At 40.0% G+C, this 26,195-nt stretch carries 38 protein-coding genes; all 38 read left to right on the forward strand.

From position 1 onward, the window contains the following. Positions 1–3 precede the first annotated feature (3 nt). The 38 genes from rpoC to BANA01_RS19140 all read left to right on the forward strand — a co-directional run bounded on the left by rpoC (position 4) and on the right by BANA01_RS19140 (position 26,193). Positions 4–3,603: a DNA-directed RNA polymerase subunit beta' gene (gene rpoC / locus BANA01_RS18950; protein ID WP_034676056.1), complete on the forward strand. Its 3,600-nt coding sequence runs from the start codon at positions 4–6 to the stop codon at positions 3,601–3,603. Positions 3,604–3,758: 155 nt separating this feature from the next. Further along, positions 3,759–4,007: a 50S ribosomal protein L7ae-like protein gene (locus tag BANA01_RS18955; protein ID WP_034676058.1), complete on the forward strand. Its 249-nt coding sequence runs from the start codon at positions 3,759–3,761 to the stop codon at positions 4,005–4,007. Positions 4,008–4,111: 104 nt separating this feature from the next. After that, positions 4,112–4,534: a 30S ribosomal protein S12 gene (gene rpsL, locus BANA01_RS18960; protein WP_034676061.1), complete on the forward strand. Its 423-nt coding sequence runs from the start codon at positions 4,112–4,114 to the stop codon at positions 4,532–4,534. A gap of 41 nt (positions 4,535–4,575) precedes the next feature. Then, the gene (gene rpsG, locus BANA01_RS18965; protein ID WP_034676063.1) at positions 4,576–5,046 is read left to right on the forward strand and encodes a 30S ribosomal protein S7; all 471 of its coding nucleotides are present in this window, start codon (positions 4,576–4,578) and stop codon (positions 5,044–5,046) included. Positions 5,047–5,093: 47 nt separating this feature from the next. Then, entirely contained in the window at positions 5,094–7,175 is a 2,082-nt protein-coding gene (gene fusA, locus BANA01_RS18970) for an elongation factor G (RefSeq protein ID WP_034676066.1), read from the forward strand. Positions 7,176–7,301: 126 nt separating this feature from the next. Further along, on the forward strand, positions 7,302–8,489 hold the full coding sequence (tuf, locus tag BANA01_RS18975; protein ID WP_034676069.1) for an elongation factor Tu: 1,188 nt from the start codon (positions 7,302–7,304) through the stop codon (positions 8,487–8,489). A gap of 695 nt (positions 8,490–9,184) precedes the next feature. Beyond that, on the forward strand, positions 9,185–9,493 hold the full coding sequence (rpsJ, locus tag BANA01_RS18980; RefSeq protein ID WP_034676072.1) for a 30S ribosomal protein S10: 309 nt from the start codon (positions 9,185–9,187) through the stop codon (positions 9,491–9,493). A gap of 40 nt (positions 9,494–9,533) precedes the next feature. Continuing rightward, positions 9,534–10,160 carry a 50S ribosomal protein L3 gene (gene rplC, locus BANA01_RS18985; protein ID WP_034676075.1) on the forward strand — a complete coding sequence of 209 codons (627 nt, stop codon included), beginning with the start codon at positions 9,534–9,536 and terminating at the stop codon, positions 10,158–10,160. Positions 10,161–10,189: 29 nt separating this feature from the next. Next, positions 10,190–10,813 carry a 50S ribosomal protein L4 gene (gene rplD, locus BANA01_RS18990; RefSeq protein ID WP_034676078.1) on the forward strand — a complete coding sequence of 208 codons (624 nt, stop codon included), beginning with the start codon at positions 10,190–10,192 and terminating at the stop codon, positions 10,811–10,813. After that, positions 10,813–11,097, forward strand: a complete 285-nt coding sequence (gene rplW, locus BANA01_RS18995) for a 50S ribosomal protein L23 (protein ID WP_034676080.1) — start codon at positions 10,813–10,815, stop codon at positions 11,095–11,097. The genes rplD and rplW overlap by 1 nt, the downstream gene beginning before the upstream one ends. 30 nt (positions 11,098–11,127) lie before the next feature. Continuing rightward, positions 11,128–11,958 carry a 50S ribosomal protein L2 gene (gene rplB, locus BANA01_RS19000; protein ID WP_034676082.1) on the forward strand — a complete coding sequence of 277 codons (831 nt, stop codon included), beginning with the start codon at positions 11,128–11,130 and terminating at the stop codon, positions 11,956–11,958. A gap of 60 nt (positions 11,959–12,018) precedes the next feature. Next, positions 12,019–12,297, forward strand: coding sequence for a 30S ribosomal protein S19 (gene rpsS / locus BANA01_RS19005; protein WP_026574091.1), 279 nt, complete (start codon positions 12,019–12,021; stop codon positions 12,295–12,297). 17 nt (positions 12,298–12,314) lie between these two features. Continuing rightward, complete coding sequence (rplV, locus tag BANA01_RS19010) at positions 12,315–12,656, forward strand: 50S ribosomal protein L22 (protein ID WP_034676086.1); 342 nt, start codon at positions 12,315–12,317, stop codon at positions 12,654–12,656. Positions 12,657–12,659: 3 nt separating this feature from the next. Further along, the gene (rpsC, locus tag BANA01_RS19015; protein ID WP_034676088.1) at positions 12,660–13,316 is read left to right on the forward strand and encodes a 30S ribosomal protein S3; all 657 of its coding nucleotides are present in this window, start codon (positions 12,660–12,662) and stop codon (positions 13,314–13,316) included. Between the two features lies 1 nt (position 13,317). Then, on the forward strand, positions 13,318–13,752 hold the full coding sequence (gene rplP / locus BANA01_RS19020; RefSeq protein WP_034676090.1) for a 50S ribosomal protein L16: 435 nt from the start codon (positions 13,318–13,320) through the stop codon (positions 13,750–13,752). Beyond that, on the forward strand, positions 13,742–13,942 hold the full coding sequence (rpmC, locus tag BANA01_RS19025) for a 50S ribosomal protein L29 (RefSeq protein ID WP_034676094.1): 201 nt from the start codon (positions 13,742–13,744) through the stop codon (positions 13,940–13,942). Before rplP ends, rpmC begins: the two co-directional genes overlap by 11 nt. Before the next feature lie 22 nt (positions 13,943–13,964). Beyond that, positions 13,965–14,228, forward strand: a complete 264-nt coding sequence (gene rpsQ / locus BANA01_RS19030) for a 30S ribosomal protein S17 (RefSeq protein WP_034676097.1) — start codon at positions 13,965–13,967, stop codon at positions 14,226–14,228. Between the two features lie 41 nt (positions 14,229–14,269). After that, positions 14,270–14,638, forward strand: a complete 369-nt coding sequence (gene rplN / locus BANA01_RS19035) for a 50S ribosomal protein L14 (RefSeq protein WP_034676100.1) — start codon at positions 14,270–14,272, stop codon at positions 14,636–14,638. Positions 14,639–14,670: 32 nt separating this feature from the next. Next, positions 14,671–14,979 (forward strand): 50S ribosomal protein L24, encoded by a 309-nt coding sequence (gene rplX / locus BANA01_RS19040; RefSeq protein WP_034676103.1) that lies wholly within the window; start codon positions 14,671–14,673, stop codon positions 14,977–14,979. Positions 14,980–15,007: 28 nt separating this feature from the next. Next, positions 15,008–15,547, forward strand: a complete 540-nt coding sequence (rplE, locus tag BANA01_RS19045; protein WP_034676105.1) for a 50S ribosomal protein L5 — start codon at positions 15,008–15,010, stop codon at positions 15,545–15,547. A gap of 24 nt (positions 15,548–15,571) precedes the next feature. Further along, positions 15,572–15,757, forward strand: coding sequence for a type Z 30S ribosomal protein S14 (locus BANA01_RS19050; protein WP_034676107.1), 186 nt, complete (start codon positions 15,572–15,574; stop codon positions 15,755–15,757). A 29-nt stretch (positions 15,758–15,786) separates the two neighbouring features. Beyond that, entirely contained in the window at positions 15,787–16,185 is a 399-nt protein-coding gene (rpsH, locus tag BANA01_RS19055; RefSeq protein WP_034676109.1) for a 30S ribosomal protein S8, read from the forward strand. A gap of 31 nt (positions 16,186–16,216) precedes the next feature. Continuing rightward, a complete protein-coding gene (rplF, locus tag BANA01_RS19060; protein WP_034676111.1) occupies positions 16,217–16,753 on the forward strand; it encodes a 50S ribosomal protein L6 in 537 nt (178 codons plus the stop codon). Positions 16,754–16,785: 32 nt separating this feature from the next. Further along, positions 16,786–17,148: a 50S ribosomal protein L18 gene (gene rplR / locus BANA01_RS19065; RefSeq protein ID WP_034676115.1), complete on the forward strand. Its 363-nt coding sequence runs from the start codon at positions 16,786–16,788 to the stop codon at positions 17,146–17,148. Positions 17,149–17,173: 25 nt separating this feature from the next. Beyond that, a complete protein-coding gene (rpsE, locus tag BANA01_RS19070; RefSeq protein ID WP_082799596.1) occupies positions 17,174–17,674 on the forward strand; it encodes a 30S ribosomal protein S5 in 501 nt (166 codons plus the stop codon). A gap of 13 nt (positions 17,675–17,687) precedes the next feature. Continuing rightward, entirely contained in the window at positions 17,688–17,870 is a 183-nt protein-coding gene (gene rpmD / locus BANA01_RS19075) for a 50S ribosomal protein L30 (protein ID WP_034676120.1), read from the forward strand. A gap of 33 nt (positions 17,871–17,903) precedes the next feature. Then, a complete protein-coding gene (gene rplO / locus BANA01_RS19080) occupies positions 17,904–18,344 on the forward strand; it encodes a 50S ribosomal protein L15 (protein WP_034676123.1) in 441 nt (146 codons plus the stop codon). Further along, on the forward strand, positions 18,344–19,642 hold the full coding sequence (gene secY, locus BANA01_RS19085) for a preprotein translocase subunit SecY (RefSeq protein ID WP_034676125.1): 1,299 nt from the start codon (positions 18,344–18,346) through the stop codon (positions 19,640–19,642). Before rplO ends, secY begins: the two co-directional genes overlap by 1 nt. Positions 19,643–19,698: 56 nt before the next feature. Then, positions 19,699–20,349, forward strand: coding sequence for an adenylate kinase (locus tag BANA01_RS19090; RefSeq protein ID WP_034676127.1), 651 nt, complete (start codon positions 19,699–19,701; stop codon positions 20,347–20,349). Between the two features lie 282 nt (positions 20,350–20,631). Beyond that, positions 20,632–20,850, forward strand: coding sequence for a translation initiation factor IF-1 (infA, locus tag BANA01_RS19095; protein ID WP_034676129.1), 219 nt, complete (start codon positions 20,632–20,634; stop codon positions 20,848–20,850). A 36-nt stretch (positions 20,851–20,886) separates the two neighbouring features. Then, positions 20,887–21,000, forward strand: a complete 114-nt coding sequence (gene rpmJ / locus BANA01_RS19100) for a 50S ribosomal protein L36 (protein ID WP_000868344.1) — start codon at positions 20,887–20,889, stop codon at positions 20,998–21,000. 23 nt (positions 21,001–21,023) lie between these two features. After that, on the forward strand, positions 21,024–21,389 hold the full coding sequence (rpsM, locus tag BANA01_RS19105; RefSeq protein WP_026565543.1) for a 30S ribosomal protein S13: 366 nt from the start codon (positions 21,024–21,026) through the stop codon (positions 21,387–21,389). 21 nt (positions 21,390–21,410) lie between these two features. After that, a complete protein-coding gene (gene rpsK, locus BANA01_RS19110; protein WP_024027886.1) occupies positions 21,411–21,800 on the forward strand; it encodes a 30S ribosomal protein S11 in 390 nt (129 codons plus the stop codon). 176 nt (positions 21,801–21,976) lie between these two features. Then, the gene (locus BANA01_RS19115; protein WP_034676137.1) at positions 21,977–22,921 is read left to right on the forward strand and encodes a DNA-directed RNA polymerase subunit alpha; all 945 of its coding nucleotides are present in this window, start codon (positions 21,977–21,979) and stop codon (positions 22,919–22,921) included. A gap of 63 nt (positions 22,922–22,984) precedes the next feature. Next, entirely contained in the window at positions 22,985–23,347 is a 363-nt protein-coding gene (rplQ, locus tag BANA01_RS19120) for a 50S ribosomal protein L17 (RefSeq protein ID WP_034676140.1), read from the forward strand. Positions 23,348–23,717: 370 nt separating this feature from the next. Further along, a complete protein-coding gene (locus tag BANA01_RS19130) occupies positions 23,718–24,557 on the forward strand; it encodes an energy-coupling factor ABC transporter ATP-binding protein (protein WP_034676146.1) in 840 nt (279 codons plus the stop codon). Further along, positions 24,533–25,399, forward strand: a complete 867-nt coding sequence (locus BANA01_RS19135; RefSeq protein WP_034676148.1) for an energy-coupling factor ABC transporter ATP-binding protein — start codon at positions 24,533–24,535, stop codon at positions 25,397–25,399. The genes BANA01_RS19130 and BANA01_RS19135 overlap by 25 nt, the downstream gene beginning before the upstream one ends. Further along, positions 25,396–26,193, forward strand: a complete 798-nt coding sequence (locus tag BANA01_RS19140; protein ID WP_034676150.1) for an energy-coupling factor transporter transmembrane component T family protein — start codon at positions 25,396–25,398, stop codon at positions 26,191–26,193. Before BANA01_RS19135 ends, BANA01_RS19140 begins: the two co-directional genes overlap by 4 nt. Positions 26,194–26,195 lie beyond the last annotated feature (2 nt).

Genomic DNA, 26,195 nt, shown 5'->3' on the forward strand with positions numbered 1-26,195 from the left:
CCCTTGCTGGATGTTAATAATTTTGAGTATATGAAGATTGGTCTGGCATCACCGGATAAAATCCGTTCTTGGTCTTTTGGAGAAGTAAAGAAGCCAGAAACGATTAACTATCGTACATTGAAACCTGAAAAGGATGGTTTATTCTGTGAGAGAATTTTTGGTCCTACAAAGGACTGGGAATGTCACTGCGGTAAATATAAGCGTGTCCGTTACAAAGGTGTTGTATGTGATCGATGTGGTGTTGAAGTAACACGTGCTAAAGTTCGTCGTGAACGTATGGGGCATATTGAGCTAGCTGCTCCTGTTTCTCATATTTGGTATTTTAAAGGCATCCCTAGCCGTATGGGACTAGTATTAGATATGTCTCCTAGGGCATTAGAAGAAATTATTTACTTTGCTTCTTATGTTGTAACAGAATCAGGCGATACTGCTCTTGATAAGAAACAACTTTTATCAGAAAAGGAATATCGTGCATACCGTGAAAAGTACGGCAATAAATTCCAAGCAGCCATGGGTGCGGAAGCGATTAAAAAACTTCTTTCTGATATCGACTTAAATAAAGAGGTTGACGCATTAAAAGAAGAGTTAAAATCAGCTCAAGGCCAGCGTCGTACTCGTGCGATCAAACGCCTTGAAGTGTTGGAAGCATTCCGTAACTCTGGAAATGAGCCATCATGGATGATTCTTGATGTTCTTCCTGTTATTCCTCCGGAGCTTCGTCCAATGGTACAGTTGGATGGAGGAAGATTCGCGACATCCGATTTAAACGATTTATACCGTCGAGTAATTAACCGTAATAATCGTCTAAAACGTTTGTTGGATCTTGGTGCTCCAAGTATTATCGTTCAAAACGAAAAGCGTATGCTTCAAGAAGCAGTAGACGCATTAATTGATAATGGCCGCCGTGGTCGTCCGGTAACGGGTCCAGGTAACCGTCCATTAAAGTCACTTTCCCATATGTTAAAAGGGAAACAAGGGCGTTTCCGTCAAAACTTACTTGGTAAACGTGTTGACTATTCTGGTCGTTCCGTTATCGTTGTTGGTCCTAACTTAAAGATGTACCAATGTGGTCTTCCGAAAGAAATGGCTCTTGAATTATTTAAGCCATTTGTTATGAAGGAACTTGTAGAAAAAGGGTTAGCCCATAATATTAAATCTGCAAAACGTAAGATTGAAAGAGTATCTCCTGAAGTATGGGATGTACTTGAAGATGTTATTCGTGAGCACCCAGTTTTATTAAACCGTGCCCCAACACTTCATAGACTTGGAATTCAGGCATTTGAACCTACACTTGTTGAAGGAAGAGCGATTCGCCTTCACCCTCTTGTATGTACAGCGTACAATGCGGACTTTGACGGTGACCAAATGGCTGTTCACGTTCCACTTTCATCTGAAGCACAAGCAGAAGCTAGACTATTAATGCTTGCAGCTCAAAATATCTTGAACCCTAAAGATGGTAAGCCAGTTGTAACACCTTCTCAGGATATGGTACTAGGTAACTATTACTTAACTCTTGAAAGAGAAGACGCTGTCGGAGAGGGTATGATCTTTAAAGATACGAACGAGGCATTAGTTGCTTATCAAAATGGCTATGTTCATCTGCACACTCGTGTTGCAGTCCATGCTGGTTCACTAGGAAATGAAACCTTAACAGAAGAACAAAACAATAAGCTGCTTATTACGACTGTGGGTAAACTTATTTTTAATGAAATTCTTCCAAAGTCATTCCCTTATATCAATGAACCAACGAGACAAAACTTAGAGGTGGAAACACCTGCCAAGTACTTTGTTGAAAAAGGTGAAGATGTTCCAGCTAGAATTAAAGAAATGCCTATAGTAGACCCGTTCAAAAAGAAAATCCTTGGAAATATCATTGCAGAAGTATTTAAACGATTCAAAATCACTGAAACGTCTAAAATGCTAGACCGTATGAAGGACTTAGGATTTAAATATTCTACAAAAGCAGGTATTACTGTCGGTGTCGCTGATATCGTAGTATTACCGGAAAAGCAAGAAATTCTTCATGAGGCACAAAGCAAGGTTGATAACGTTATGAAGCAGTTCCGTCGTGGATTAATTACGGAAGACGAACGTTATGATCGTGTTATTGCTATATGGAGTGCGGCTAAGGATAACATTCAAGGAAAACTGATGAAATCGTTAAATAAAACGAATCCAATTTTCATGATGAGTGATTCCGGTGCCCGTGGTAACGCATCTAACTTTACACAGCTTGCTGGTATGCGTGGTTTGATGGCCAACCCGGCTGGACGTATCATCGAATTACCAATTAAATCAAGTTTCCGTGAAGGTCTGACAGTATTAGAGTACTTCATCTCTACACACGGTGCGCGTAAAGGTCTTGCCGATACAGCATTAAAAACTGCTGACTCTGGTTACTTAACACGTCGTCTAGTTGACGTTGCACAAGATGTCATTGTCCGTGAAGATGATTGTGGTACTGATCGTGGTTTGTTAATTCGTTCCTTAAAAGATGGTACAGAGGTAATCGAAGGATTAGATGAACGTTTAATTGGCCGTTATGCTCGTAACCCAATTAGACATCCTGAAACAAAAGAAGTATTAGTACCAGAAAATGGGCTAATCACGGAGGATCTAGCTGAAACAATCGTTGGTGCTGGAATCGAAGAGGTGAAGATTCGCTCTGCGTTTACATGTAATACCCGTCATGGTGTATGTAAGAAGTGTTATGGACGTAACTTGGCAACAGGTCAAGAAGTTGAAGTTGGGGAAGCAGTTGGTATTATTGCAGCCCAATCAATTGGTGAACCTGGTACACAGTTAACCATGCGTACATTCCATACAGGTGGTGTAGCAGGAGACGATATTACCCAAGGTTTACCGCGTATTCAAGAAATTTTTGAAGCTCGTAATCCTAAAGGTCAAGCGGTTATTTCTGAAATTGACGGTGTGGTTGTTGGTATTAATGAAGGACGTGATCGTCAGCATGAGATTATTGTTCAAGGTGATATTGAATCACGTACGTATAATGCTCCATATACAGCACGTCTAAAAGTTGCAGTTAATGATCAAATTGCTCGTGGTCAGGAATTAACAGAAGGTTCAATTGACCCTAAAGAGTTAATTAAAGTAAAAGATGTTACTGCTGTTCAAGAATACTTACTCCGCGAAGTTCAAAAGGTATACCGTATGCAGGGTGTTGAAATTGGCGATAAGCACGTAGAAGTAATGGTTCGTCAGATGATGCGTAAGGTTCGCGTAAGTGATGCGGGTGAAACAGATGTACTTCCTGGTACACTATTAGATATTCACCAATTCACAGATGCAAACGAAAAAGCATTGTTAGCAGGTAAGTTACCAGCTACTGGACGTCCTGTATTACTGGGAATTACGAAAGCGTCACTTGAAACTGACTCATTCCTGTCCGCTGCATCATTCCAAGAAACTACAAGAGTTCTTACAGATGCTGCAATTAAAGGTAAACGTGATGAATTACTCGGCTTAAAAGAAAATGTTATCATCGGTAAGCTAGTTCCTGCAGGAACAGGTATGCAGCGTTATCGCAAAGCAGAACCTGTTTTAAGGGATACAACCTCCGAAGAAACAGTTGCAATTGATTAAAAGTTAAAATGTGCGGTGCCCGCTTAAAATGCGAGTACCGCATTTTAAAGATAGTCTATTCATAAAAAGTTGAAAGTTTTGTTGACATCTATTTTTTAAGATGGTATTATATCAAAGGTGCTCCTATTCACCTGATACTTTGGAGGATATGATAAATGTCTTATGAAAAAGTATTACAGGCAACTAAGATTGTTATAGGAACTAAACAAACAGTTAAAGTACTAAAGGATGGAACCGCAAGTGAGTTGATCATTGCAAGTGACGCTGAAACAAAAGTTACAGCAGCAGTAGTGAAACTAGCTCAAGAATTGAACATCCCAATCATCTATGTTGACTCGATGAAAAAACTCGGGAAAGCATGTGGAATAGAAGTTGGTGCTTCAACTGTCGTAATTATCCGTTAAAAACTGTTTTTGTAGATAGAAGATCTGCAAGGACTTTGTTTTTTGCACAAAAATGAACCACCTGGATGTGTGGGTCTACAAATAATGAAGGGAGGAAAAGTAACATGCCTACTATTAACCAATTAGTGCGCAAGCCTCGTCAATCTAAAGAGGAAAAGTCAAAATCACCTGCGCTTAACAAAGGTTACAACAGCTTCAAAAAATCACAAACAAATGTAACTTCACCACAAAAACGCGGAGTATGTACTCGTGTTGGTACAATGACTCCAAAGAAACCGAACTCAGCGTTACGTAAATATGCACGTGTACGTTTGACAAACGGTATTGAGGTGACTGCATACATTCCTGGTATTGGCCACAACCTTCAAGAGCACAGTGTTGTTCTTATTCGTGGAGGACGTGTAAAAGACTTACCGGGGGTACGTTATCACATCGTACGTGGTGCTCTTGATACGGCTGGAGTTAACAACCGTATGCAAGGTCGTTCTAAATATGGTACTAAGAGACCAAAAGCAGCTAAGAAATAAAACAGTTTAAATAGAAAGCTTGTTTGAAAGGAGGAAATTAAATGCCACGTAAAGGTCCTGTAGCAAAAAGAGACGTGTTACCAGATCCACTTTACAATTCTAAATTAGTTACTCGTCTAATCAATAAAATGATGGTTGACGGTAAAAGAGGTAAATCACAAGAAATTCTTTACTCTGCATTTGAAACAATCCGTGAACGCTCTGGCAAAGAGCCAATGGAAATTTTCGAAGCAGCAATGAAGAATATCATGCCAGTACTTGAGGTAAGAGCACGCCGAGTAGGTGGAGCAAACTACCAAGTACCAGTTGAGGTACGTCCTGATCGTCGTACAACTCTTGGTCTTCGCTGGTTAGTAAACTATGCGCGTCTTCGCGGTGAAAAGACAATGGAAGAGCGTTTAGCAAACGAAATCATGGATGCAGCTAACAACACTGGTGCATCTGTTAAGAAGCGTGAAGATACTCACAAAATGGCAGAAGCAAACAAAGCGTTTGCTCACTATCGTTGGTAGGATTACCTTTAATATAAAAACTTCTATACTAGGAAGGAGAAAGACCCATGGCAAGAGAGTTCTCCTTAGTAAATACTCGTAATATCGGCATCATGGCACACATCGATGCCGGTAAAACGACGACCACTGAGCGTGTCCTTTATTACACTGGTAAAATTCATAAAATCGGTGAAACACATGAAGGTGCTTCTCAGATGGACTGGATGGAGCAAGAGCAAGAACGCGGAATCACAATCACATCCGCAGCAACAACTGCATCGTGGAAAGGCCATCGCGTAAACATCATTGATACTCCAGGACACGTAGACTTCACAGTTGAAGTTGAACGTTCCCTTCGTGTTCTTGATGGTGCGGTAGCTGTACTTGATGCGCAATCTGGTGTTGAACCTCAAACTGAAACTGTTTGGCGTCAAGCAACAACTTACGGCGTACCACGTGTAGTATTTGTAAACAAAATGGACAAAATCGGTGCAGACTTCTTGTATTCTGTAAAAACATTACACGAACGTTTGCAAGCGAATGCCCACCCAATTCAGTTACCAATCGGTGCGGAAGATCAGTTCTCTGCAATCATCGACCTTGTAGAAATGAAAGCTGTTTTCTACAGTAATGACTTAGGAACTGATATCGAAGTAGGAGAAATTCCTGAAGACTACCGTGAATTAGCTGAAGAATGGCGTGAAAAGTTAGTTGAAGCTGTAGCAGAATTAGATGAAGAGTTAATGGAAAAATACCTTGGCGGTGAAGAAATCACCATCGAAGAACTTAAAGCTGGTATTCGTAAAGGTACTGTTAATGTAGAATTCTATCCTGTTATTTGTGGATCTGCTTTCAAAAACAAAGGTGTTCAATTAATGTTAGACGCAGTTATTGATTACCTTCCATCTCCATTAGATGTTCCTGCGATTAAAGGGCATGCAGTGGATGATGAAGAGGAATTAGTAGAACGTCATTCAAGTGACGAAGAGCCTTTCTCAGCTCTAGCGTTCAAAGTTATGACAGACCCTTATGTTGGTAAATTAACATTCTTCCGTGTTTACTCTGGTACTTTAGAGTCTGGATCATATGTCCAAAACTCTACAAAAGGAAAGCGTGAGCGTATCGGACGTATCCTGCAAATGCATGCAAACAGCCGCCAAGAAATCTCTAAGGTTTTCGCAGGTGACATTGCTGCAGCTGTAGGTTTGAAGGATACAACTACTGGGGATACACTTTGTGATGACAAAAACCCTGTTATCCTAGAGTCTATGCAATTCCCTGAGCCAGTAATCCAACTTTCTGTTGAACCTAAATCAAAAGCTGACCAAGATAAAATGACGACTGCACTTCAAAAACTTCAAGAAGAAGATCCAACATTCCGTGCGCATACTGACCAGGAAACTGGACAAGTAATCATTGCAGGTATGGGAGAACTTCACCTTGATATCATTGTTGACCGTATGCGTCGTGAATTTAAGGTTGAAGCTAACGTAGGTGCTCCACAGGTAGCTTACCGTGAGACTTTCCGTGCTTCTGCACAGGTTGAAGGTAAGTTTGCTCGTCAATCTGGTGGTCGTGGACAATATGGACACGTTTGGATCGAATTCTCACCTAATGAAGAAGGTAAAGGATTCGAGTTCGAAAATGGTATCGTTGGTGGTGTTGTTCCACGTGAATACATCGCTCCGGTTCAAGCTGGACTAGAAGACGCCCTGCAACGTGGTGTTCTAGCTGGATATCCACTAGTTGATATTAAAGCAAGATTGTTTGATGGATCTTACCATGATGTTGACTCCTCTGAAATGGCGTTTAAAATCGCTGCTTCAATGGCACTTAAAAACGCTGCTTCAAAGTGTAAGCCTGTAATCCTAGAACCTATGATGAGGGTTGAAGTTGTAATCCCTGAAGAGTATCTAGGTGACATTATGGGTCAAATCACTGCACGTCGTGGACGTGTTGAGGGTATGGAAGCTCGTGGTAATGCACAAGTAGTTCGTGCTCAAGTTCCACTTTCAGAAATGTTTGGTTATGCAACTGCACTTCGTTCAAGTACACAAGGTCGTGGAGTATTCTCTATGCACTTTGATCACTATGAAGAAGTACCAAAATCAGTTTCTGAAGAAATTATCAAAAAAAATAAAGGCGAATAATTGATTTTCGCCTTTTAATAAAGTATAACTACTTATGTAACAATGGAAGCTGTGAAATTGGAATAACCTATTTACAGTTTCCATCTAATATACTTAACTTTTTTAAATTAAAGGAGGATTTTCCTAATGGGTAAAGCTAAATTCGACCGCTCTAAGCCACACGTTAACATTGGTACAATTGGTCACGTTGACCATGGTAAAACAACTTTAACAGCTGCAATCACTTCTGTTCTTGCTAAATCTGGTAAAGCAGAAGCTCGTGCATATGATCAAATCGATGGTGCTCCAGAAGAAAAAGAGCGTGGAATCACAATCTCTACTGCGCACGTTGAGTATGAAACTGACAACCGTCACTATGCACACGTAGACTGCCCAGGACACGCTGACTATGTTAAAAACATGATCACTGGTGCTGCTCAAATGGACGGCGGTATCCTAGTTGTATCTGCAACTGATGGTCCAATGCCACAAACTCGTGAGCACATCCTTCTTTCTCGTCAGGTAGGCGTACCTTACCTTGTTGTATTCATGAACAAGTGTGATATGGTTGATGACGAAGAACTTCTTGAATTAGTAGAAATGGAAATTCGTGACCTATTATCTGAATACGATTTCCCTGGCGATGACACTCCAGTTATCAAAGGTTCTGCTCTTAAAGCTCTAGAAGGCGACGCAGCATGGGAAGAAAAAATCTTTGAACTAATGAACGCAGTTGATGAGTGGATTCCACAACCAACTCGTGACACAGATAAGCCTTTCATGATGCCAGTTGAGGATGTATTCTCAATCACTGGTCGTGGAACTGTTGCTACAGGACGTGTTGAGCGTGGTGTAGTTAAAGTTGGTGACGTAGTTGAAATCGTAGGTTTCACTGAAGAGCCAAAATCTACTACTGTAACTGGTGTAGAAATGTTCCGTAAGCTTCTTGACTTTGCTGAAGCTGGAGATAACATCGGTGCTCTTCTTCGTGGTGTAGCACGTGAAGAAATCGAGCGTGGACAAGTTTTGGCTAAGCCAAAATCAATCACTCCACACACAAAGTTTAAAGCACAAGTTTACGTTTTATCAAAAGAAGAAGGTGGACGTCACACTCCATTCTTCACTAACTACCGTCCACAATTCTATTTCCGTACTTCTGATATTACTGGTATTTGTAATCTTCCAGAAGGCGTAGAAATGGTTATGCCTGGTGACCACATTGAAATGACTGTTGAGCTTATCGCTCCAGTTGCAATCGAAGAAGGAACTAAGTTCTCAATTCGTGAAGGTGGCCGTACAGTAGGTTCTGGTTCAATCACAACTATCACTGAATAATTTAATTATCAGTTATAAGGGAAGCAGCTGGGTGACGATCCAGCTGCTTTTTATATTTAGCTATTTAAAGGTTGTTGGCAATTTATAAGAAATCAAATTAGACGGAGTAAATCCGCTTAATTTGTAATTATTATAAAAAATAGCTTAAATAAACGGAGAGATTCCGCCTATTGACCTGAAAAGTGTGTATTTGGATAATATTTCTTTGGATAACCGGAAAACCTCCCTTTATTTGCCCAGAATTCAGCTCCATTCTGAATTTAACCGGAAAGTCTCCGCTTCGTAATATAAGGTGAGCTAGATATTTCTGGTTAACCATTTTTTATTTAACTTTCGATAGGTTCTGGAGATCAAATAAACAGCCTATAGATTAATCGAGTTTCTTCTATTAATATAGAGAGAACTTTCAAAAAATAAAGCGATATTAAAGGTTATTTCTGGAGAATGATATTATCTATTGAAATTACATAAACAGGTCGCTATAATAATAAAAGTGTGCTAAACGTAACAAAAAAGATTTTATAAAAAAATGTTGCGTTTGCCTAATCTATTATGTATAATAGACAATGTTGGTCTTTGACTGCGATGATGTGAAAGGTTGCTGACACACCCGGCCGCTTTGCCATGGCGAGTGTGTGGGAAATTTTCACTGAGAATGTCTATTTTTAAAATAGGCGAATAAAGGAGGGAAAATAATGGCAAAACAAAAGATTCGTATCCGTTTAAAAGCTTATGATCACAGAATTCTTGATCAGTCTGCAGAAAAAATCGTTGAAACAGCAAAGCGTTCAGGTGCAGCCGTTTCTGGTCCGATTCCACTACCGACTGAGAAATCAATCTACACGATCCTTCGTGCGGTGCATAAGTACAAAGATTCTCGTGAGCAGTTCGAAATGAGAACTCATAAGCGTCTAATCGACATCGTTAACCCAACTCCACAAACAGTTGATGCGTTAATGCGTTTAGACTTACCATCTGGTGTTGATATTGAAATTAAACTTTAGTAAAAATAAATAACCAAATATTATAGGAGGTGTGACTTAAATGACCAAAGGAATCTTAGGAAGAAAGATTGGTATGACTCAAGTATTTGCAGAAAACGGCAACTTAATTCCAGTAACTGTAGTTGAAGCTGCTCAGAACGTAGTTCTTCAAAAGAAATCAGTTGATAGCGACGGTTATGAAGCTATTCAAGTTGGTTTTGAAGACAAACGCGAAAAGCTTTCCAACAAACCAGAAAAAGGACATGTTGCTAAAGCAAACACTACTCCTAAGCGCTTCGTTCGCGAATTCCGCGGATTAGACGTAACAGGATATGAAGTTGGTCAAGAAGTCAAAGTTGATATTTTCGCTGCTGGCGATGTTGTAGATGTAACAGGAATCTCAAAGGGTAAAGGTTTCCAAGGCGTTATCAAACGTCACGGACAATCACGCGGCCCAATGGCTCACGGTTCACGTTATCACCGTCGTCCTGGTTCAATGGGACCTGTAGCTCCAAACCGTGTATTTAAAGGTAAATTATTACCTGGACGTATGGGTGGAGAACAAGTTACTGTACAAAACCTTGAAATCGTAAAGGTAGATGTTGAGCGTAACTTGTTATTAATCAAGGGTAACGTTCCTGGACCTAAAAAAGCATTATTAAAGATTAAAAGTGCGGTAAAAGCGTAATATCTTCATAAGAAAGGAGGAACAAAAGAATGCCTAAAGTTTCATTATTTAACCAAAACGGATCTCAAGTTGGTGAAATCGAACTTAATGAATCAGTATTTGGTATCGAACCTAACCAACACGTATTGTTTGAAGCGATTGTTATGCAAAGAGCTTCTTTACGTCAAGGAACTCATAAAGTAAAAGTTCGTTCTGAAGTACGCGGCGGTGGACGTAAACCATGGCGTCAAAAAGGAACTGGTCGTGCTCGTCAAGGGTCAATCCGTTCTCCACAATGGCGCGGAGGTGGTACTGTATTTGGTCCAACACCACGCAGCTATAGCTACAAATTACCTAAGAAGGTACGTCGCTTAGCGATTAAATCAGCATTATCTTCTAAAGTATTAGAAGAAAACATTTTAGTATTAGAAAGCCTAGCTTTCGACGCACCAAAAACAAAAGAATTCAAAACAGTATTAGGTGGCCTTTCTGTTGAGAAGAAAGCTCTTATCGTAACTGCTGACCTAGATGAGAACGTAGCATTGTCTGCTCGTAACATCCCTGGTGTAACAGTTGTAACTGCTGACGGAATCAATGTTCTTGATGTTGTAAATCATGATCAATTAATCATGACGAAAGCTGCAGTTGAAAAAGTAGAGGAGGTGCTTGCATAATGGATGCACGCGATATCATTAAGCGCCCCGTTATCACTGAACGTTCTACTGACCTAATGGCTGAAAAGAAATATACGTTTGAAGTTGATGTGAGAGCTAACAAAACTCAAGTTAAAGATGCGATCGTTGAGATCTTTGGCGTTGAAGTAGAAAAAGTTAACATCATGAACTATAAAGGTAAATTCAAGCGCATGGGTAAATTCGGTGGTTACACAAACAAACGTCGTAAAGCAATTGTAAAATTAACTGCTGATAGCAAAGAAATTGAATTCTTTGAAGCTTAATAAAAACTAACAAGAAGAGGAGGGAATAAAATGGCGATTAAAAAGTACAAACCTACCTCTAATGGTCGTCGCGGTATGACAGTATCTGATTTCGCAGAAATCACTACTAGCACACCAGAAAAATCTCTATTAGCACCTTTAAAGAGAAAAGGCGGCCGTAATAACCAAGGTAAGTTAACTGTTCGTCATCAAGGTGGCGGCCATAAGCGTTCATACCGTATCATTGACTTTAAACGTAACAAAGATGGCATTCCTGGACGCGTTGCCACTATCGAGTACGATCCAAACCGTTCCGCAAATATTGCACTAATCAATTATGTAGATGGTGAAAAGCGTTATATCCTAGCTCCAAAAAACCTAGTAGTAGGTATGGAAGTAATGTCTGGCCCAGAGGCTGATATTAAAGTAGGTAATGCATTACCATTAGCAAACATTCCTGTTGGTACAGTAGTACACAACATCGAATTAAAACCTGGTAAGGGTGGACAATTAGTTCGTTCTGCTGGTACTTCAGCACAGGTTCTTGGTAAAGAAGGTAAATACGTACTTGTACGTTTAAATTCTGGTGAGGTTCGTATGATTCTTGCTGAGTGCCGTGCAACAATCGGTCAAGTAGGAAATGAGCAGCACGAACTTATCAACATTGGTAAAGCAGGACGTTCACGCTGGTTAGGCAAACGCCCAACAGTACGTGGATCTGTTATGAACCCTAACGATCACCCACACGGTGGTGGTGAAGGACGTTCACCAATCGGACGTAAATCACCAATGTCTCCATGGGGTAAACCAACTCTTGGATTCAAAACTCGTAAGAAGAAAAATAAATCCGACAAGTTTATTGTACGTCGTCGTAAAAAATAACGGGGTTGAACTACGGTTCAAAGAACGAGCCGTAGAACAATCACGAAGGGAGGTTCATCCATGGGTCGCAGCCTTAAAAAAGGACCATTTGTTGATGATCATTTAATGGTTAAGATCGAAAAGTTAAATGAAACTGAAGGTAAGCAAGTTGTTAAAACTTGGTCACGTCGTTCTACGATCTTCCCACAATTTATCGGCCACACTATCGCAGTTTATGATGGTCGCAAACATGTGCCTGTATATGTTACTGAAGACATGGTAGGACACAAGCTTGGAGAATTTGCTCCAACTCGTGCTTACAAAGGCCATGGTAATGATGATAAGAAAACCAGACGTTAAGAGAGGAGGGCATCCAAATGCAAGCTAAAGCTGTTGCAAGAACAGTTCGTATTGCTCCTCGTAAAGCACGTTTAGTCGTAGATTTAATTCGAGGAAAGCAAGTTGGTGAAGCGGTGTCGATTTTAAATCACACTCCAAAGTTTGCTTCTCCAATCGTGGAAAAAGTATTGAAATCTGCTATGGCAAATGCCGAGCATAATTATGAAATGGACGTTAATAGCTTGGTTGTAACTCAAGCTTTTGTAGATGAAGGACCAACGTTGAAACGTTTCCGTCCTCGCGCAATGGGCCGTGCAAGTCAGATTAACAAACGCACTAGCCACATCACAATCGTTCTATCAGAAAAGAAGGAGGGATAACCTGTGGGTCAAAAAGTAAATCCAGTCGGTTTGCGTATCGGAATCATTAAAGATTGGGAATCTAAATGGTACGCTGGTAAAGACTTCGCTGATCTTTTACACGAAGACCTTAAAATTCGTGAGTATATCACGAAGCGTTTGAAAGATGCTTCTGTTTCTAAAGTAGAAATCGAACGTGCGGCTAACCGTGTGAATGTAACAGTTCATACTGCTAAGCCTGGTATGGTTATCGGTAAAGGCGGTACTGAAGTTGAAGCACTTCGTAAAGCTTTAAATCAATTAACTGGCAAACGTGTTCACATCAACATTCTTGAAATTAAAAGAGCTGACCTTGATGCGAAATTAGTTGCTGAAAATATTGCTCGTCAATTAGAAAATCGTGTATCTTTCCGTCGTGCACAAAAGCAAGTTATTCAACGTGCTATGCGTGCAGGAGCTAAAGGTATCAAAACAATGGTATCAGGTCGTCTAGGCGGCGCAGATATTGCTCGTTCAGAACAATATAGCGAAGGAACTGTTCCACTTCATACTCTTCGTGCTGATATCGACTATGCTCATGCTGAAGCTGATACTACTTATGGTAAGCTTGGCGTAAAAGTATGGATCTATAAGGGAGAAGTCCTTCCTACTAAGAAGAAATCTGCGGAAGGAGGCAAATAATATGTTATTGCCAAAACGCGTTAAATATCGCCGTCAACACCGTGGGAAAATGCGTGGTAACGCTAAAGGTGGCACTGAAGTAACATTCGGTGAATTCGGCCTACAAGCTACTGAAGCTTCTTGGATCACTAACCGCCAAATCGAAGCTGCTCGTATTGCAATGACTCGTTACATGAAACGTGGCGGTAAAGTTTGGATTAAAATTTTCCCTCACAAGCCATATACTGCTAAACCTCTAGAAGTTCGGATGGGTTCCGGTAAAGGGGCACCTGAAGGCTGGGTAGCTGTTGTTAAACCTGGAAAAGTAATGTTTGAAATTGCTGGTGTTTCTGAAGAAGTAGCACGTGAAGCACTACGTCTTGCTATGCACAAACTTCCAGTTAAATGTAAGTTTGTAAAACGTGAAGAAATTGGTGGTGAATCAAATGAGAGCTAATGAAATTAAAGACCTTACCACTGCCGAAATTGAACAAAAAGTTAAATCTTTAAAAGAAGAGCTTTTCAACCTTCGCTTCCAATTAGCGACTGGTCAACTTGAAAATACAGCTCGCATTCGTGAAGTACGCAAAGCGATTGCTCGTATGAAAACTGTGATTCGTGAGAGAGAAATCAGCGTTAACAAGTAATAAATGAGAGGAGGTTCACAAAATGAGTGAACGTAATCAGCGCAAAGTTTACACTGGACGCGTGGTTTCTGACAAAATGGATAAAACCATTACTGTTTTAGTCGAAACTTACAAAAAGCATCCTCTTTACGGTAAACGCGTTAAATACTCTAAAAAGTTTAAAGCTCATGATGAGCAAAATGAAGCAAAAATCGGCGATATCGTACGTATCATGGAAACTCGTCCGCTTTCAGCTACTAAACGTTTCCGTTTAGTTGAAGTTACAGAAAAAGCAGTTATTATTTAATTGTTCGGATAAATGCTCTATTCCGAAGGGAGGTTACACACATGATTCAACAAGAATCACGTTTAAAAGTTGCTGATAACTCTGGTGCTCGTGAGGTACTTACCATTAAAGTTCTTGGTGGTTCAGGCCGTAAAACAGCGGGTATTGGTGATGTTATCGTTTGTACAGTGAAACAAGCAACACCTGGTGGCGTTGTTAAAAAAGGTGACGTTGTTAAGGCTGTTATCGTTCGTACGAAAAGCGGTGCTCGTCGACCTGATGGATCATACATTCGTTTCGATGAAAACGCATGTGTAATTATCAAGGATGATAAGAGCCCACGTGGAACTCGTATCTTCGGACCAGTTGCTCGTGAACTTCGCGATAACAACTTTATGAAAATCGTATCCTTGGCTCCAGAAGTACTATAATATAAATATTGCCTTTAAGGAGGTGCTTACGAATGCATGTTAAAAAGGGTGACAAAGTAAGAGTTATCTCCGGTAAGGATAAAGGCAAAACAGGAGTAATCCTAGCAGCCTATCCTAAAGATAGCCGTGTACTAGTAGAAGGTGTAAACATCGTGAAAAAACACACTAAACCTTCTCAAGTGAATCCACAAGGCGGAATTATGAGCTTTGAGGCACCAATTCATGTATCAAACGTTATGCCTATCGACCCTAAGTCTGGTAACCCAACTCGTGTTGGTTTCACAACGGTTGATGGCAAAAAAGTACGCGTAGCAAAATCCGGTGAAGTATTAGATAAATAGTCTAAAATTTAGAAGGGAGGTACAATAAGTGAACCGCCTAAAAGAAAAGTTTGTAAAAGAAGTTACTCCTGCTCTTATGAGCAAGTTCAACTATAAATCAGTAATGCAAGTTCCTCAACTTGATAAAATTGTTATTAACATGGGTGTTGGTGACGCAGTAGCAAATGCTAAAGCTTTAGATAATGCTGTTGAAGAACTAGCAACAATTACAGGACAAAAGCCTGTAGTAACTCGTGCTAAGAAATCAATCGCTGGCTTCCGTCTTCGTGAAGGTATGCCGATCGGTGCTAAAGTTACACTTCGCGGTGAGCGCATGTATCAATTCTTGGATAAATTAGTTTCTGTTTCTTTACCTCGTGTTCGTGACTTCCGTGGTGTTTCTAAGAAATCATTCGATGGTCGTGGTAACTACACTTTGGGTGTTAAAGAACAATTAATCTTCCCAGAAATTGATTACGATAAGGTAAGCAAGGTTCGTGGTATGGATATCGTTATCGTAACCACTGCTAACACTGATGAAGAAGCACGTGAACTGTTAACTCAATTTGGAATGCCGTTCCAAAAGTAATCGTTAAATAATGGAGGCGAAAACGTGGCTAAAAAGTCAATGATTGCGAAACAAAAGCGCACGCCTAAATATGCAGTACAAGAGTATACACGCTGCGAACGTTGTGGCCGTCCACACTCTGTATACCGTAAATTTAAGCTTTGTCGTATTTGTTTCCGCGAATTAGCGTACAAAGGACAAATTCCTGGTGTTAAAAAAGCCAGCTGGTAAAACCCAAGTCTGGGAAGGAGGTAAAAATAATGGTCATGACAGATCCAATTGCTGATATGCTTACTCGCATTCGTAATGCGAACATGGTGCGTCACGAAAAGTTAGAAGTACCTGCTTCTAATATTAAAAAAGAAATCGCTGAAATCTTAAAGCGCGAAGGTTTCGTTCGTGACGTCGAATTTATTGAAGACAATAAACAAGGTATCATCCGTATTTTCTTAAAGTACGGTTCAAATAACGAACGTGTTATCACAGGTCTTAAGCGCATAAGCAAGCCTGGACTTAGAGTTTACGCAAAATCTACTGAGGTGCCACGTGTCCTTAACGGTCTTGGTATCGCACTAGTATCAACTTCAAATGGTGTTATTACTGATAAAGAAGCTCGTGCAAAACAAGTGGGCGGAGAAGTATTAGCTTACGTTTGGTAATATAGTTTCTGAATGAATGGAGGTGCACTGAATGTCTCGCGTAGGAAAAAAACCTATTGAAATCCCTGCAGGAGTAACTGTTACTTTAAACAATAGTACTGTTACTGTAAAAGGACCAAAAGGCGAACTTACTCGCTCTTTTAATCCAGATATCGAAATTAAAATCGAAGAAAACCTTGTTACGATCACTCGTCCAACTGATGTGAAAGAACATCGCGCATTGCACGGAACAACTCGTGCGTTAATCGCGAACATGGTTGAAGGTGTTTCCAAGGGCTTCGAAAGAAAATTAGAATTAATCGGGGTTGGATACCGTGCTCAAAAGCAAGGTAACAAGCTTGTATTAAACGTTGGATATTCTCACCCAGTTGAGATTGAACCTGAAAGCGGTCTTGAAGTCGAAGTACCTGCTAATACAAAGATTACGATTAAAGGTACTGACAAAGAACGTGTTGGCGCCTTAGCAGCCAATATCCGTCAAGTTCGTCCTCCAGAGCCTTATAAAGGCAAAGGAATTCGTTACGAAGGCGAATTTGTTCGTCGTAAAGAAGGTAAAACTGGTAAGTAATGCCGCATAGGTAAACGAAAGGAGTGACGTAAATGATTACGAAGCTTGACAAAAATGCTAGTCGCAAGAAGAGACATGCTCGTGTTCGTGCGAAACTTAGCGGTACTGCAGCTCGTCCACGTCTAAATGTGTTTCGTTCAAACAAGCATTTATATGCTCAATTAATCGATGACATGAGTGGAGTTACTTTAGCAAGTGCTTCTACTATTGAAAAAGATCTTAACCTTGAATCTACAAGCAATGTTGAAGCAGCTAAGTTGGTCGGAGAATTAGTCGCTAAACGTGCGGTAGAAAAAGGTATCACTGCTGTTGTATTTGACCGTGGAGGATACCTTTATCATGGACGCATCCAAGCACTAGCTGATGCAGCCCGTGAAAACGGCTTACAATTTTAATAGACAAAGGAGGGACACATAAATGATACGTCGTATTGATCCAAACAAACTCGAACTAGAAGAACGCGTTGTAACGGTTAACCGTGTAGCGAAAGTTGTTAAGGGTGGTCGTCGTTTTCGCTTTACTGCTCTAGTAGTAGTTGGAGATAAAAACGGTCATGTTGGTTTCGGTACTGGTAAAGCTCAAGAAGTACCAGATGCGATTCGTAAAGCAATCGAAGATGCTAAGAAGAACTTAATCGAAGTACCAATGGTTGGAACTACTGTTCCTCACCAAGTTATTGGACGTTTTGGTGCTGGTGAAATTCTATTGAAGCCTGCATCTGAAGGTACAGGAGTTATCGCCGGCGGTCCAGTCCGTGCTGTTCTTGAATTAGGCGGGGTAGGAGATATCCTTTCTAAATCACTAGGAACTAACACTCCAATTAATATGGTACGTGCAACGATTGATGGTCTAAAACAATTAAAACGTGCTGAAGACGTAGCTAAGCTACGTGGTAAATCAGTAGAAGAACTGCTAGGATAAGGAGGGAAATCAAATGGCAAACAAACTATTAATTACCCTCAACCGCAGCGTAATTGGTCGTCCTGAAGACCAACGCGCGACAGTTACTGCTCTAGGTTTACGTAAATTAAATCAAACAGTTGAGCACCAGGATAATGCTGCCATCCGCGGTATGATTACAAAAGTTGCTCACCTTGTAACAGTTAAAGAACAATAATTGATTGTTTTTCTTTCATAAGGAGGTGCCAATATGAAACTTCATGAACTAAAACCTGCTGAGGGTTCTCGTAAAGAACGTAAACGTTTAGGACGCGGTATCGGTTCTGGTCAAGGTAAGACTGCTGGTAAAGGTCATAAAGGTCAAAATGCTCGTTCCGGCGGCGGTGTCCGTCTTGGATTCGAGGGTGGTCAAACACCTTTATTCCGTCGTTTACCAAAACGTGGTTTTACTAACATCAGCCGTAAAGAATTTGCGATTGTTAACCTTGATGTTCTTAATCAGTTTGAAGAGGGTACAGAAGTTACTCCAGAACTTCTAATTGAAACTGGTTTAGTTAAGAACGAAAAGGCAGGAATCAAGATTCTTGCAAAAGGGAACGTAGAGAAAAAACTTACTGTTAAAGCTCATAAATTCTCCTCTACCGCCAAAGAAGCAATTGAAGCTGTAGGTGGAACTACTGAGGTGATCTAATGTTCCAGACAATCTCCAATTTTATGCGCGTGGCTGAAATTAGAAGAAAAATTATTTTTACTCTTTTAATGTTAATCGTATTTCGACTAGGCAGTTTTATTCCTGTTCCGAATGTAAATGCTGAAATTCTGGCAGCACAAGATAAACTAAGTGTTTTTGGGATCTTGAATACCTTTGGTGGTGGAGCGTTGCAAAACTTCTCCATCCTTGCTATGGGTATTATGCCTTATATCACTGCTTCCATTATTATTCAGCTTTTACAAATGGATGTAGTTCCGAAATTTACGGAATGGTCAAAGCAAGGGGATGCTGGTCGTCGGAAGTTAGCTCAGTTTACACGGTATTTCACAATTGTGCTTGGCTTTATTCAAGCTTTAGGTATGTCTTACGGCTTTAATAATATGGCAAGTGGACAATTGATTAAAAACCCTGGAATTGGTACTTATTTATTAATAGCAGTTGTTTTAACGGCTGGTACTGCATTTCTGATGTGGTTAGGAGAGCAAATTACTGAAAAGGGTGTTGGAAATGGTATTTCCATTATCATCTTTGCTGGTATCGTTGCAAGTATTCCTAATACAGTCAATCAGATTTATGTACAGCAGTTTGAAAATGCTGGTGAGCAATTATTCCTCCGTATTATTACGGTTCTTTTAATTCTCTTAGCGGTAATTGCGATTGTTGTAGGTACTATTTTCATTCAACAGGCAACAAGAAAAATTCCTATCCAGTATGCGAAACAAAGAGCGATTAATGGACGTAATGCAGGGGCACAACAATCCACTCATATGCCGTTAAAAGTGAATGCTGCTGGTGTAATCCCTGTAATCTTTGCAGTTTCCTTTATTGTAACTCCTAGAACCGTTGCTTCATTCTTTCCAACGAATGATGTAACCCTTTGGATTACAAGAGTATTTGATTATTCCCACCCAATTGGAATGACTTTATATGCTGCACTGATTATCGCTTTTACGTATTTCTATGCCTTTATTCAGGTTAATCCTGAACAAGCAGCAGAAAATTTACAAAAACAAAGCGGTTATATACCAGGTATTAGACCTGGCAGGAGTACACAGGAATATTTAACACGGGTACTATATCGTTTAACATTTGTGGGTGCTATTTTCTTAACGGTAATTGCGATTCTTCCGATCATTTTTATCAATGTGGCGAATTTACCGCAATCAGCCCAAATTGGGGGAACAAGCTTGCTAATCGTAGTCGGTGTTGCACTTGACACGATGAAACAGCTTGAAGCGCAGCTAGTTAAACGTCATTATAAAGGTTTTATTAAATAAATGGTTTCGGGGACTTACGTTCCCTAAACCAATAAATAGCACGAGGGGGAACACGTGTGAATTTAGTATTAATGGGGCTTCCGGGTGCTGGTAAAGGTACTCAAGCCGAACAAATCGTCGAACAATACGGCATCCCTCATATCTCTACTGGAGATATGTTCCGTGCAGCGATGAAAGAAGGAACAGAATTAGGGTTAGAAGCTAAGTCTTTCATGGACAAAGGCGAACTTGTTCCTGATGAAGTAACAATCGGCATTGTTCGTGAACGGTTAAGTAAAGATGACTGTAAAAAAGGCTTTTTACTTGATGGTTTTCCTAGAACGGTACCTCAAGCAGAAGCTTTGGAAAGTCTATTATCTGAATTAGATAAAAAGATTGACTATGTCATTAATATAAATGTAGATAAAAGTATTTTAATGGATCGTTTGACAGGTCGTCGTATTTGTAAAGAATGCGGCTCAACATATCATTTAGTATTTAATCCTCCTGCAAAAGAGGGAACTTGCGACAAATGTGGCGGTGAGCTCTATCAACGAGCAGATGATAATGCTGAAACGGTTCAAAATCGTTTAGACGTTAATATCAAACAACAAGAACCATTACTTACTTTCTATGAAACAAAAGGTTACCTCCGTACTATTGATGGTCAGCAGGACATTAATAAAGTATTTGCTGATATCCAGCAATTGGTCAGGGACTTACGTTAATGGCCATTAGTTTTATCGTAGATCGACTCTCGAACATCTCTTCAATAAGCTTCAGATGTATGTGGATGTAAATGGCTTTTCTATTGTGCTGAGTATGTAGGACCGAGAGTTGGGCAAGACTTACATGTGGAATTCAATATTCCATCTAATGTAGAATTTACTTGCGGACAGAAGACGAACATTATGTTAATATTAAAAGGTTGCTATTGTTTTGTACCTAAGAAAAGTCTTTGCTAAGCGTTTTTCGAATGAAATAATTGAATAGAGAAGGGAGACGAATTAATGGCCAAAGATGATGTAATTGAAATTGAAGGTAAAGTACTTGAAACTTTGCCGAATGCAATGTTTAAGGTAGAATTAGAAAATGGTCATACCGTGCTAGCTCATGTTTCTGGTAAAATCCGAATGCACTTCATTCGCATCCTTCCGGGTGACAAAGTTACTGTTGAGCTTTCTCCATATGACTTAACACGCGGAAGAATTACTTACCGCTTTAAATAGTTGCTTGCACTCCGTATTACTAAGGAGGTTAGGATAATGAAAGTAAGACCATCTGTTAAGCCGATCTGCGAAAAGTGCAAAGTTATCCGTAGACGCGGTAAAGTCATGGTTATCTGTGAAAACCCTAAACATAAACAAAAACAAGGTTAATCTTGAAGGAGGTGCGCTAACTAATGGCACGTATTGCTGGTGTAGATATTCCACGTGAAAAGCGTGTAGTTATCTCTTTAACTTACATTTATGGTATTGGTAAAAATACTGCACAAAAGGTATTAGCAGAAGCTGGTGTTTCTGAAGATACTCGAGTGCGTGATTTAACAGAAGACGAATTAAACAAAATCCGTGATATCATCGACAAATTAAAAGTTGAAGGTGACCTTCGCCGTGAAATTTCTCTTAACATTAAGCGTTTAATGGAGATTGGCTGCTACCGCGGATTACGTCATCGTCGTGGTTTACCGGTTCGTGGACAAAACACGAAAAACAACGCTCGTACACGCAAAGGTCCTCGTAAGACTGTTGCGAACAAGAAGAAGTAATCGGCAAAGGAGGTTATTTAAATGGCACGTAAAACTAATACACGTAAACGTCGTGTTAAAAAGAATATTGAATCAGGTATTGCACATATCCGTTCAACATTTAACAATACAATCGTAACAATTACAGATGTACATGGTAATGCAATTTCTTGGTCTAGTGCTGGTGCGCTTGGATTTAGAGGTTCTCGTAAATCTACTCCATTCGCTGCTCAAATGGCTGCTGAAACTGCAGCTAAGACATCTATTGAACACGGTATGAAGACTCTTGAAGTTACAGTTAAAGGACCTGGTGCAGGTCGTGAGGCTGCTATTCGTGCATTACAAGCTGCAGGTCTTGAAGTAACAGCTATTAAAGACGTTACTCCAGTTCCTCATAACGGATGCCGTCCACCAAAACGCCGTCGTGTTTAATTTTTCTGTATAGAATTTGTATCCTGCGTCTATAATGGATATGATACTAATTTTTAGTAATTTATACTGAAAAATTATTCCAGTTGTTGTGCACAAAACGGGAACGTATACATGGGGGAATTTCGATTAGTAAAAATACTGGTCGAGGTTTCGACGTTTTGAAGGAGGGTTATTTGATGATCGAAATAGAAAAACCAAAAATCGAAACGGTTGAGATCAACGATGATGCCAAGTACGGGAAGTTCGTCGTAGAGCCACTTGAGCGTGGATATGGTACCACTTTGGGTAACTCCTTACGTCGTATCCTATTATCTTCACTCCCAGGTGCCGCTGTTACATCGATTCAGGTCGATGGGGTACTTCATGAGTTCTCAACAATTGAAGGCGTCGTAGAGGATGTAACATCCATCATATTAAACATTAAAAAATTAGCTTTAAAAATCTACTCTGATGAAGAGAAAACTCTTGAAATTGATGTTCAAGGTGAAGGTCCTGTTAAGGCAGCAAACATTACTCATGATAGTGATGTAGAAATCTTAAATCCAGATCTTCATATCGCAACATTGGCTTCAAGCGGACATCTACGCATGCGTTTAACAGCTAAGCGAGGCCGTGGTTATACACCAGCTGAGCAAAATAAGCGTGAAGATCAGCCGATTGGTGTGATTCCAATTGATTCTATTTTCACTCCAGTTTCTCGTGTGTCTTATCAGATAGAAAATACTCGTGTGGGTCAAATGACAAACTATGATAAGCTAACGCTTGATGTTTGGACAGATGGAAGCACAGGGCCAAAAGAAGCAATTGCTCTTGGGTCAAAGATTTTAACTGAGCATTTAAATATCTTTGTTGGATTAACTGATGAAGCACAAAATGCTGAGATTATGATCGAAAAAGAAGAGGATCAAAAAGAAAAAGTCCTTGAAATGACGATCGAAGAACTTGATTTATCCGTTCGTTCATATAACTGCTTAAAGCGTGCAGGAATCAACACTGTTCAGGAATTAGCTAATAAAACTGAAGAAGATATGATGAAAGTACGTAACTTAGGCCGCAAATCACTCGAAGAAGTGAAGGCGAAACTAGAAGAGCTTGGATTAGGCTTACGTAAGGATGACTGATTAGGTCATTTCTCAGTTTAAAACTAATCCGTTTAATGACTTCAACAAAGGAGGGAACCCTTCATGGCATACAGAAAGTTAGGACGCACAAGCGCACAGCGTAAAGCTATGCTTCGTGATTTAACTACAGACTTAATCATCAATGAGCGCATTGAAACTACAGAAACACGTGCAAAAGAAATTCGCGGTACTGTTGAGAAAATGATCACTTTAGGTAAACGTGGTGATTTACATGCTCGCCGTCAAGCTGCTTCTTACGTTCGTAATGAAGTTGCTGATGTTGAAAAAGGTACTGATGCATTACAAAAACTTTTCACTGATATCGCTCCTCGTTATCAAGAGCGCCAAGGTGGATACACTCGTATTATGAAACTTGGACCACGCCGCGGCGATGGTGCACCAATGGTAATTATCGAGTTAGTTTAATACCTTTAACAGACAACAAGGGCGCTGGACAGTTTAGTTACAAACTTGTTCTTGAGCCCTTTTTCTGTAAGATAAACTTTATATCAAACACGAACCAAGCCAAAAAGAGTGTTATGATGAGCGTGACCCTTCTTTAGAAGGGCACTTGAAGGAGAATGTATTTCTCCTTGGAAAGATGAATGTAAGCCTTTTAATTATCTTTTTCACGTCTCGTCTAGCTCATGCACCTCCTCCTATTTCTTTAGAGAAAACCCGTTTAGCGGCAGAATTTACTCGTTCTTCTGCCCAGGGGGAGGTGCAGGCTTTTTTTGTATTCTTCGAGCTATGCATAGATAGGTAGGAATAGGTGAGATGAGAGGAGAAGGTTTTGATGAGGGAATCAGTTGTTTCCTTAAAGAATGTGTCTTTTCAATATGAAGACCAAAATAGGTACGCTCTTCAAAATGTTAACTTTGATATCTATAAGGGTGAATGGTTAGCTATTGTAGGTCATAATGGTTCTGGTAAATCGACGACGGCAAAACTTTTAAATGGATTACAATTTCCGCAGCAGGGTGAAATTATGGTTTGTGGAATTAAATTGGATGAAGAATCTATTTGGGAGATAAGAAAGAAGTTAGGAATGGTCTTTCAAAATCCAGATAATCAGTTTGTAGGTACTACTGTACAGGATGATGTGGCTTTTGGTTTAGAAAACCATGGAATCCCAAGGGATGATATGATCTTTAGGGTTGAAGATTCTTTAAAAAAAGTCAAAATGGATCATTTTCTTAATCAAGAGCCGCACCATCTATCTGGCGGGCAAAAGCAGCGTGTTGCGATAGCTGGTGTTCTTGCATTGAGACCGTCAATCATTATCCTGGATGAAGCGACTTCCATGCTCGATCCGAAAGGCCGTGGGGAAGTTTTAGAAACTGTAAGGGCCTTAAAGGAAGAGAAGGGCCTCACGGTCATTTCCATTACACATGATTTAGAAGAAGCTGCTAAAGCTGATCGGATTATTGTGATGAATCAAGGTGAGGTATATCGCGAGGGCAGTCCTGAGGAAATATTTTCAATGGATGATGAATTGGTTCATCTTGGGCTGGATATTCCTTTCTCTATTAAAATGAGTAATGCATTTCGTGCAAAAGGAATCAACCTATCAAAGCACTATTTATCGGAAGAAGAGTTGGTGAATGAGCTATGGACATATCACTCCAAAATATAGAGTACCGTTATCAAGCAAACACTCCTTTTGAACGTTTAGCTATTAAAGATGTGTCTATTGACATCCCTACGGGAACATATGTAGCGTTAATTGGCCATACTGGTTCAGGAAAGTCTACTGTTTTACAGCATTTAAATGCCTTGCTGCTGCCGACTGAAGGAACTGTAGTGATTGGGAACCATGAGGTCAAAGCGAAGCAGAAGAATAAGAATTTAAAACAGATTAGACAAAAGGTAGGGATTGTTTTTCAATTTCCAGAGCATCAATTATTTGAGGAAACGGTTGAAAAGGATATTATTTTCGGCCCTATGAATTTTGGTGTCTCAGAGAGAGAAGCAAAAGAGAGGGCACGGCGCGCTTTAAAACAAGTTGGACTTACCGAAGAGATATTAGAGAAGTCTCCATTTGATTTGTCTGGAGGGCAAATGCGACGTGTAGCAATCGCTGGTGTTTTGGCGATGGAACCCGATTGTCTCGTTTTAGATGAACCGACAGCAGGTCTTGATCCTCGTGGTCGTAAAGAGATCATGGATATGTTTTATTCACTTCATAAAGAGAGAAACCTGTCAACTATACTGGTAACACATAGTATGGAAGATGCAGCTAAGTATGCAGACCAAATTGTCATTATGCAGCAAGGACGCGTTGTAAAACAAGGAACACCTTTAGAAATCTTTTCGTCCGTTTCAGAGCTGGTCGATATGGGACTAGATGTACCAGAAGTTGTCCGTTTTCAACGAAGTCTGGAAGTTAAGCTTGGGATTAAGTTAGGAGCAACTTATCTATCCATTGAGGAGCTATCATCCGCTGTTGCAGAATTGTTAAGAGGTGCACCGGTATGATGGAAAAAATGATTATTGGGAGATACGTTCCCGCGGAGAGTCTTGTTCATCGATTGGACCCGCGATCAAAGCTTATTATCATTTTCTTATTCGTATGTGTTATTTTTCTAGCAAACAACTTTCTAACCTATGTTTTAATTGGAATTTATACGTTTTTAATGCTAGGACTATCTCGAATACCTGTTCGATTTTTATATGCAGGACTAAAGCCAGTTCTCTGGTTAGTGTTATTTACTTTACTCTTACAAGTTTTCTTCACAAAAGAAGGAAGTTTACTGTATGAGCTTGGCCCCATTAAGATTTATGAAGAAGGGGTCAGACAAGGTATTTTTATTTCTATGAGATTCTTTTTCTTAATTTTAATGACCAGTCTGCTTACATTAACGACAACACCCATAGAAATAACAGATGGATTGGAAACACTATTAAACCCATTGAAAAAAGTTCGCTTTCCTGTACATGAAATGGCCCTGATGATGTCCATTTCACTACGGTTTATTCCAACCCTTATGCAAGAAACCGACAAGATCATGAAGGCACAAATCGCCCGTGGAGTAGATTTTTCCAGCGGTCCAGTGAAAGAAAGAATTAAAGCAGTCATTCCATTACTGATTCCTCTTTTTGTCAGCTCGTTTAAGCGTGCTGAGGAGCTTGCCATTGCCATGGAAGCACGAGGGTACCGTGGCGGTGAAGGAAGGACAAAATACCGTCTATTGAGCTGGAAATTCGCGGATACACTGCAGCTTATAATTCTTGCTGTTTTAACGATATTATTAATCTTATTACGATCATAATG

The sequence above is a fragment of the Neobacillus niacini NBRC 15566 genome (genome assembly GCF_001591505.1).
Taxonomy (GTDB): domain Bacteria; phylum Bacillota; class Bacilli; order Bacillales; family Cytobacillaceae; genus Neobacillus; species Neobacillus niacini.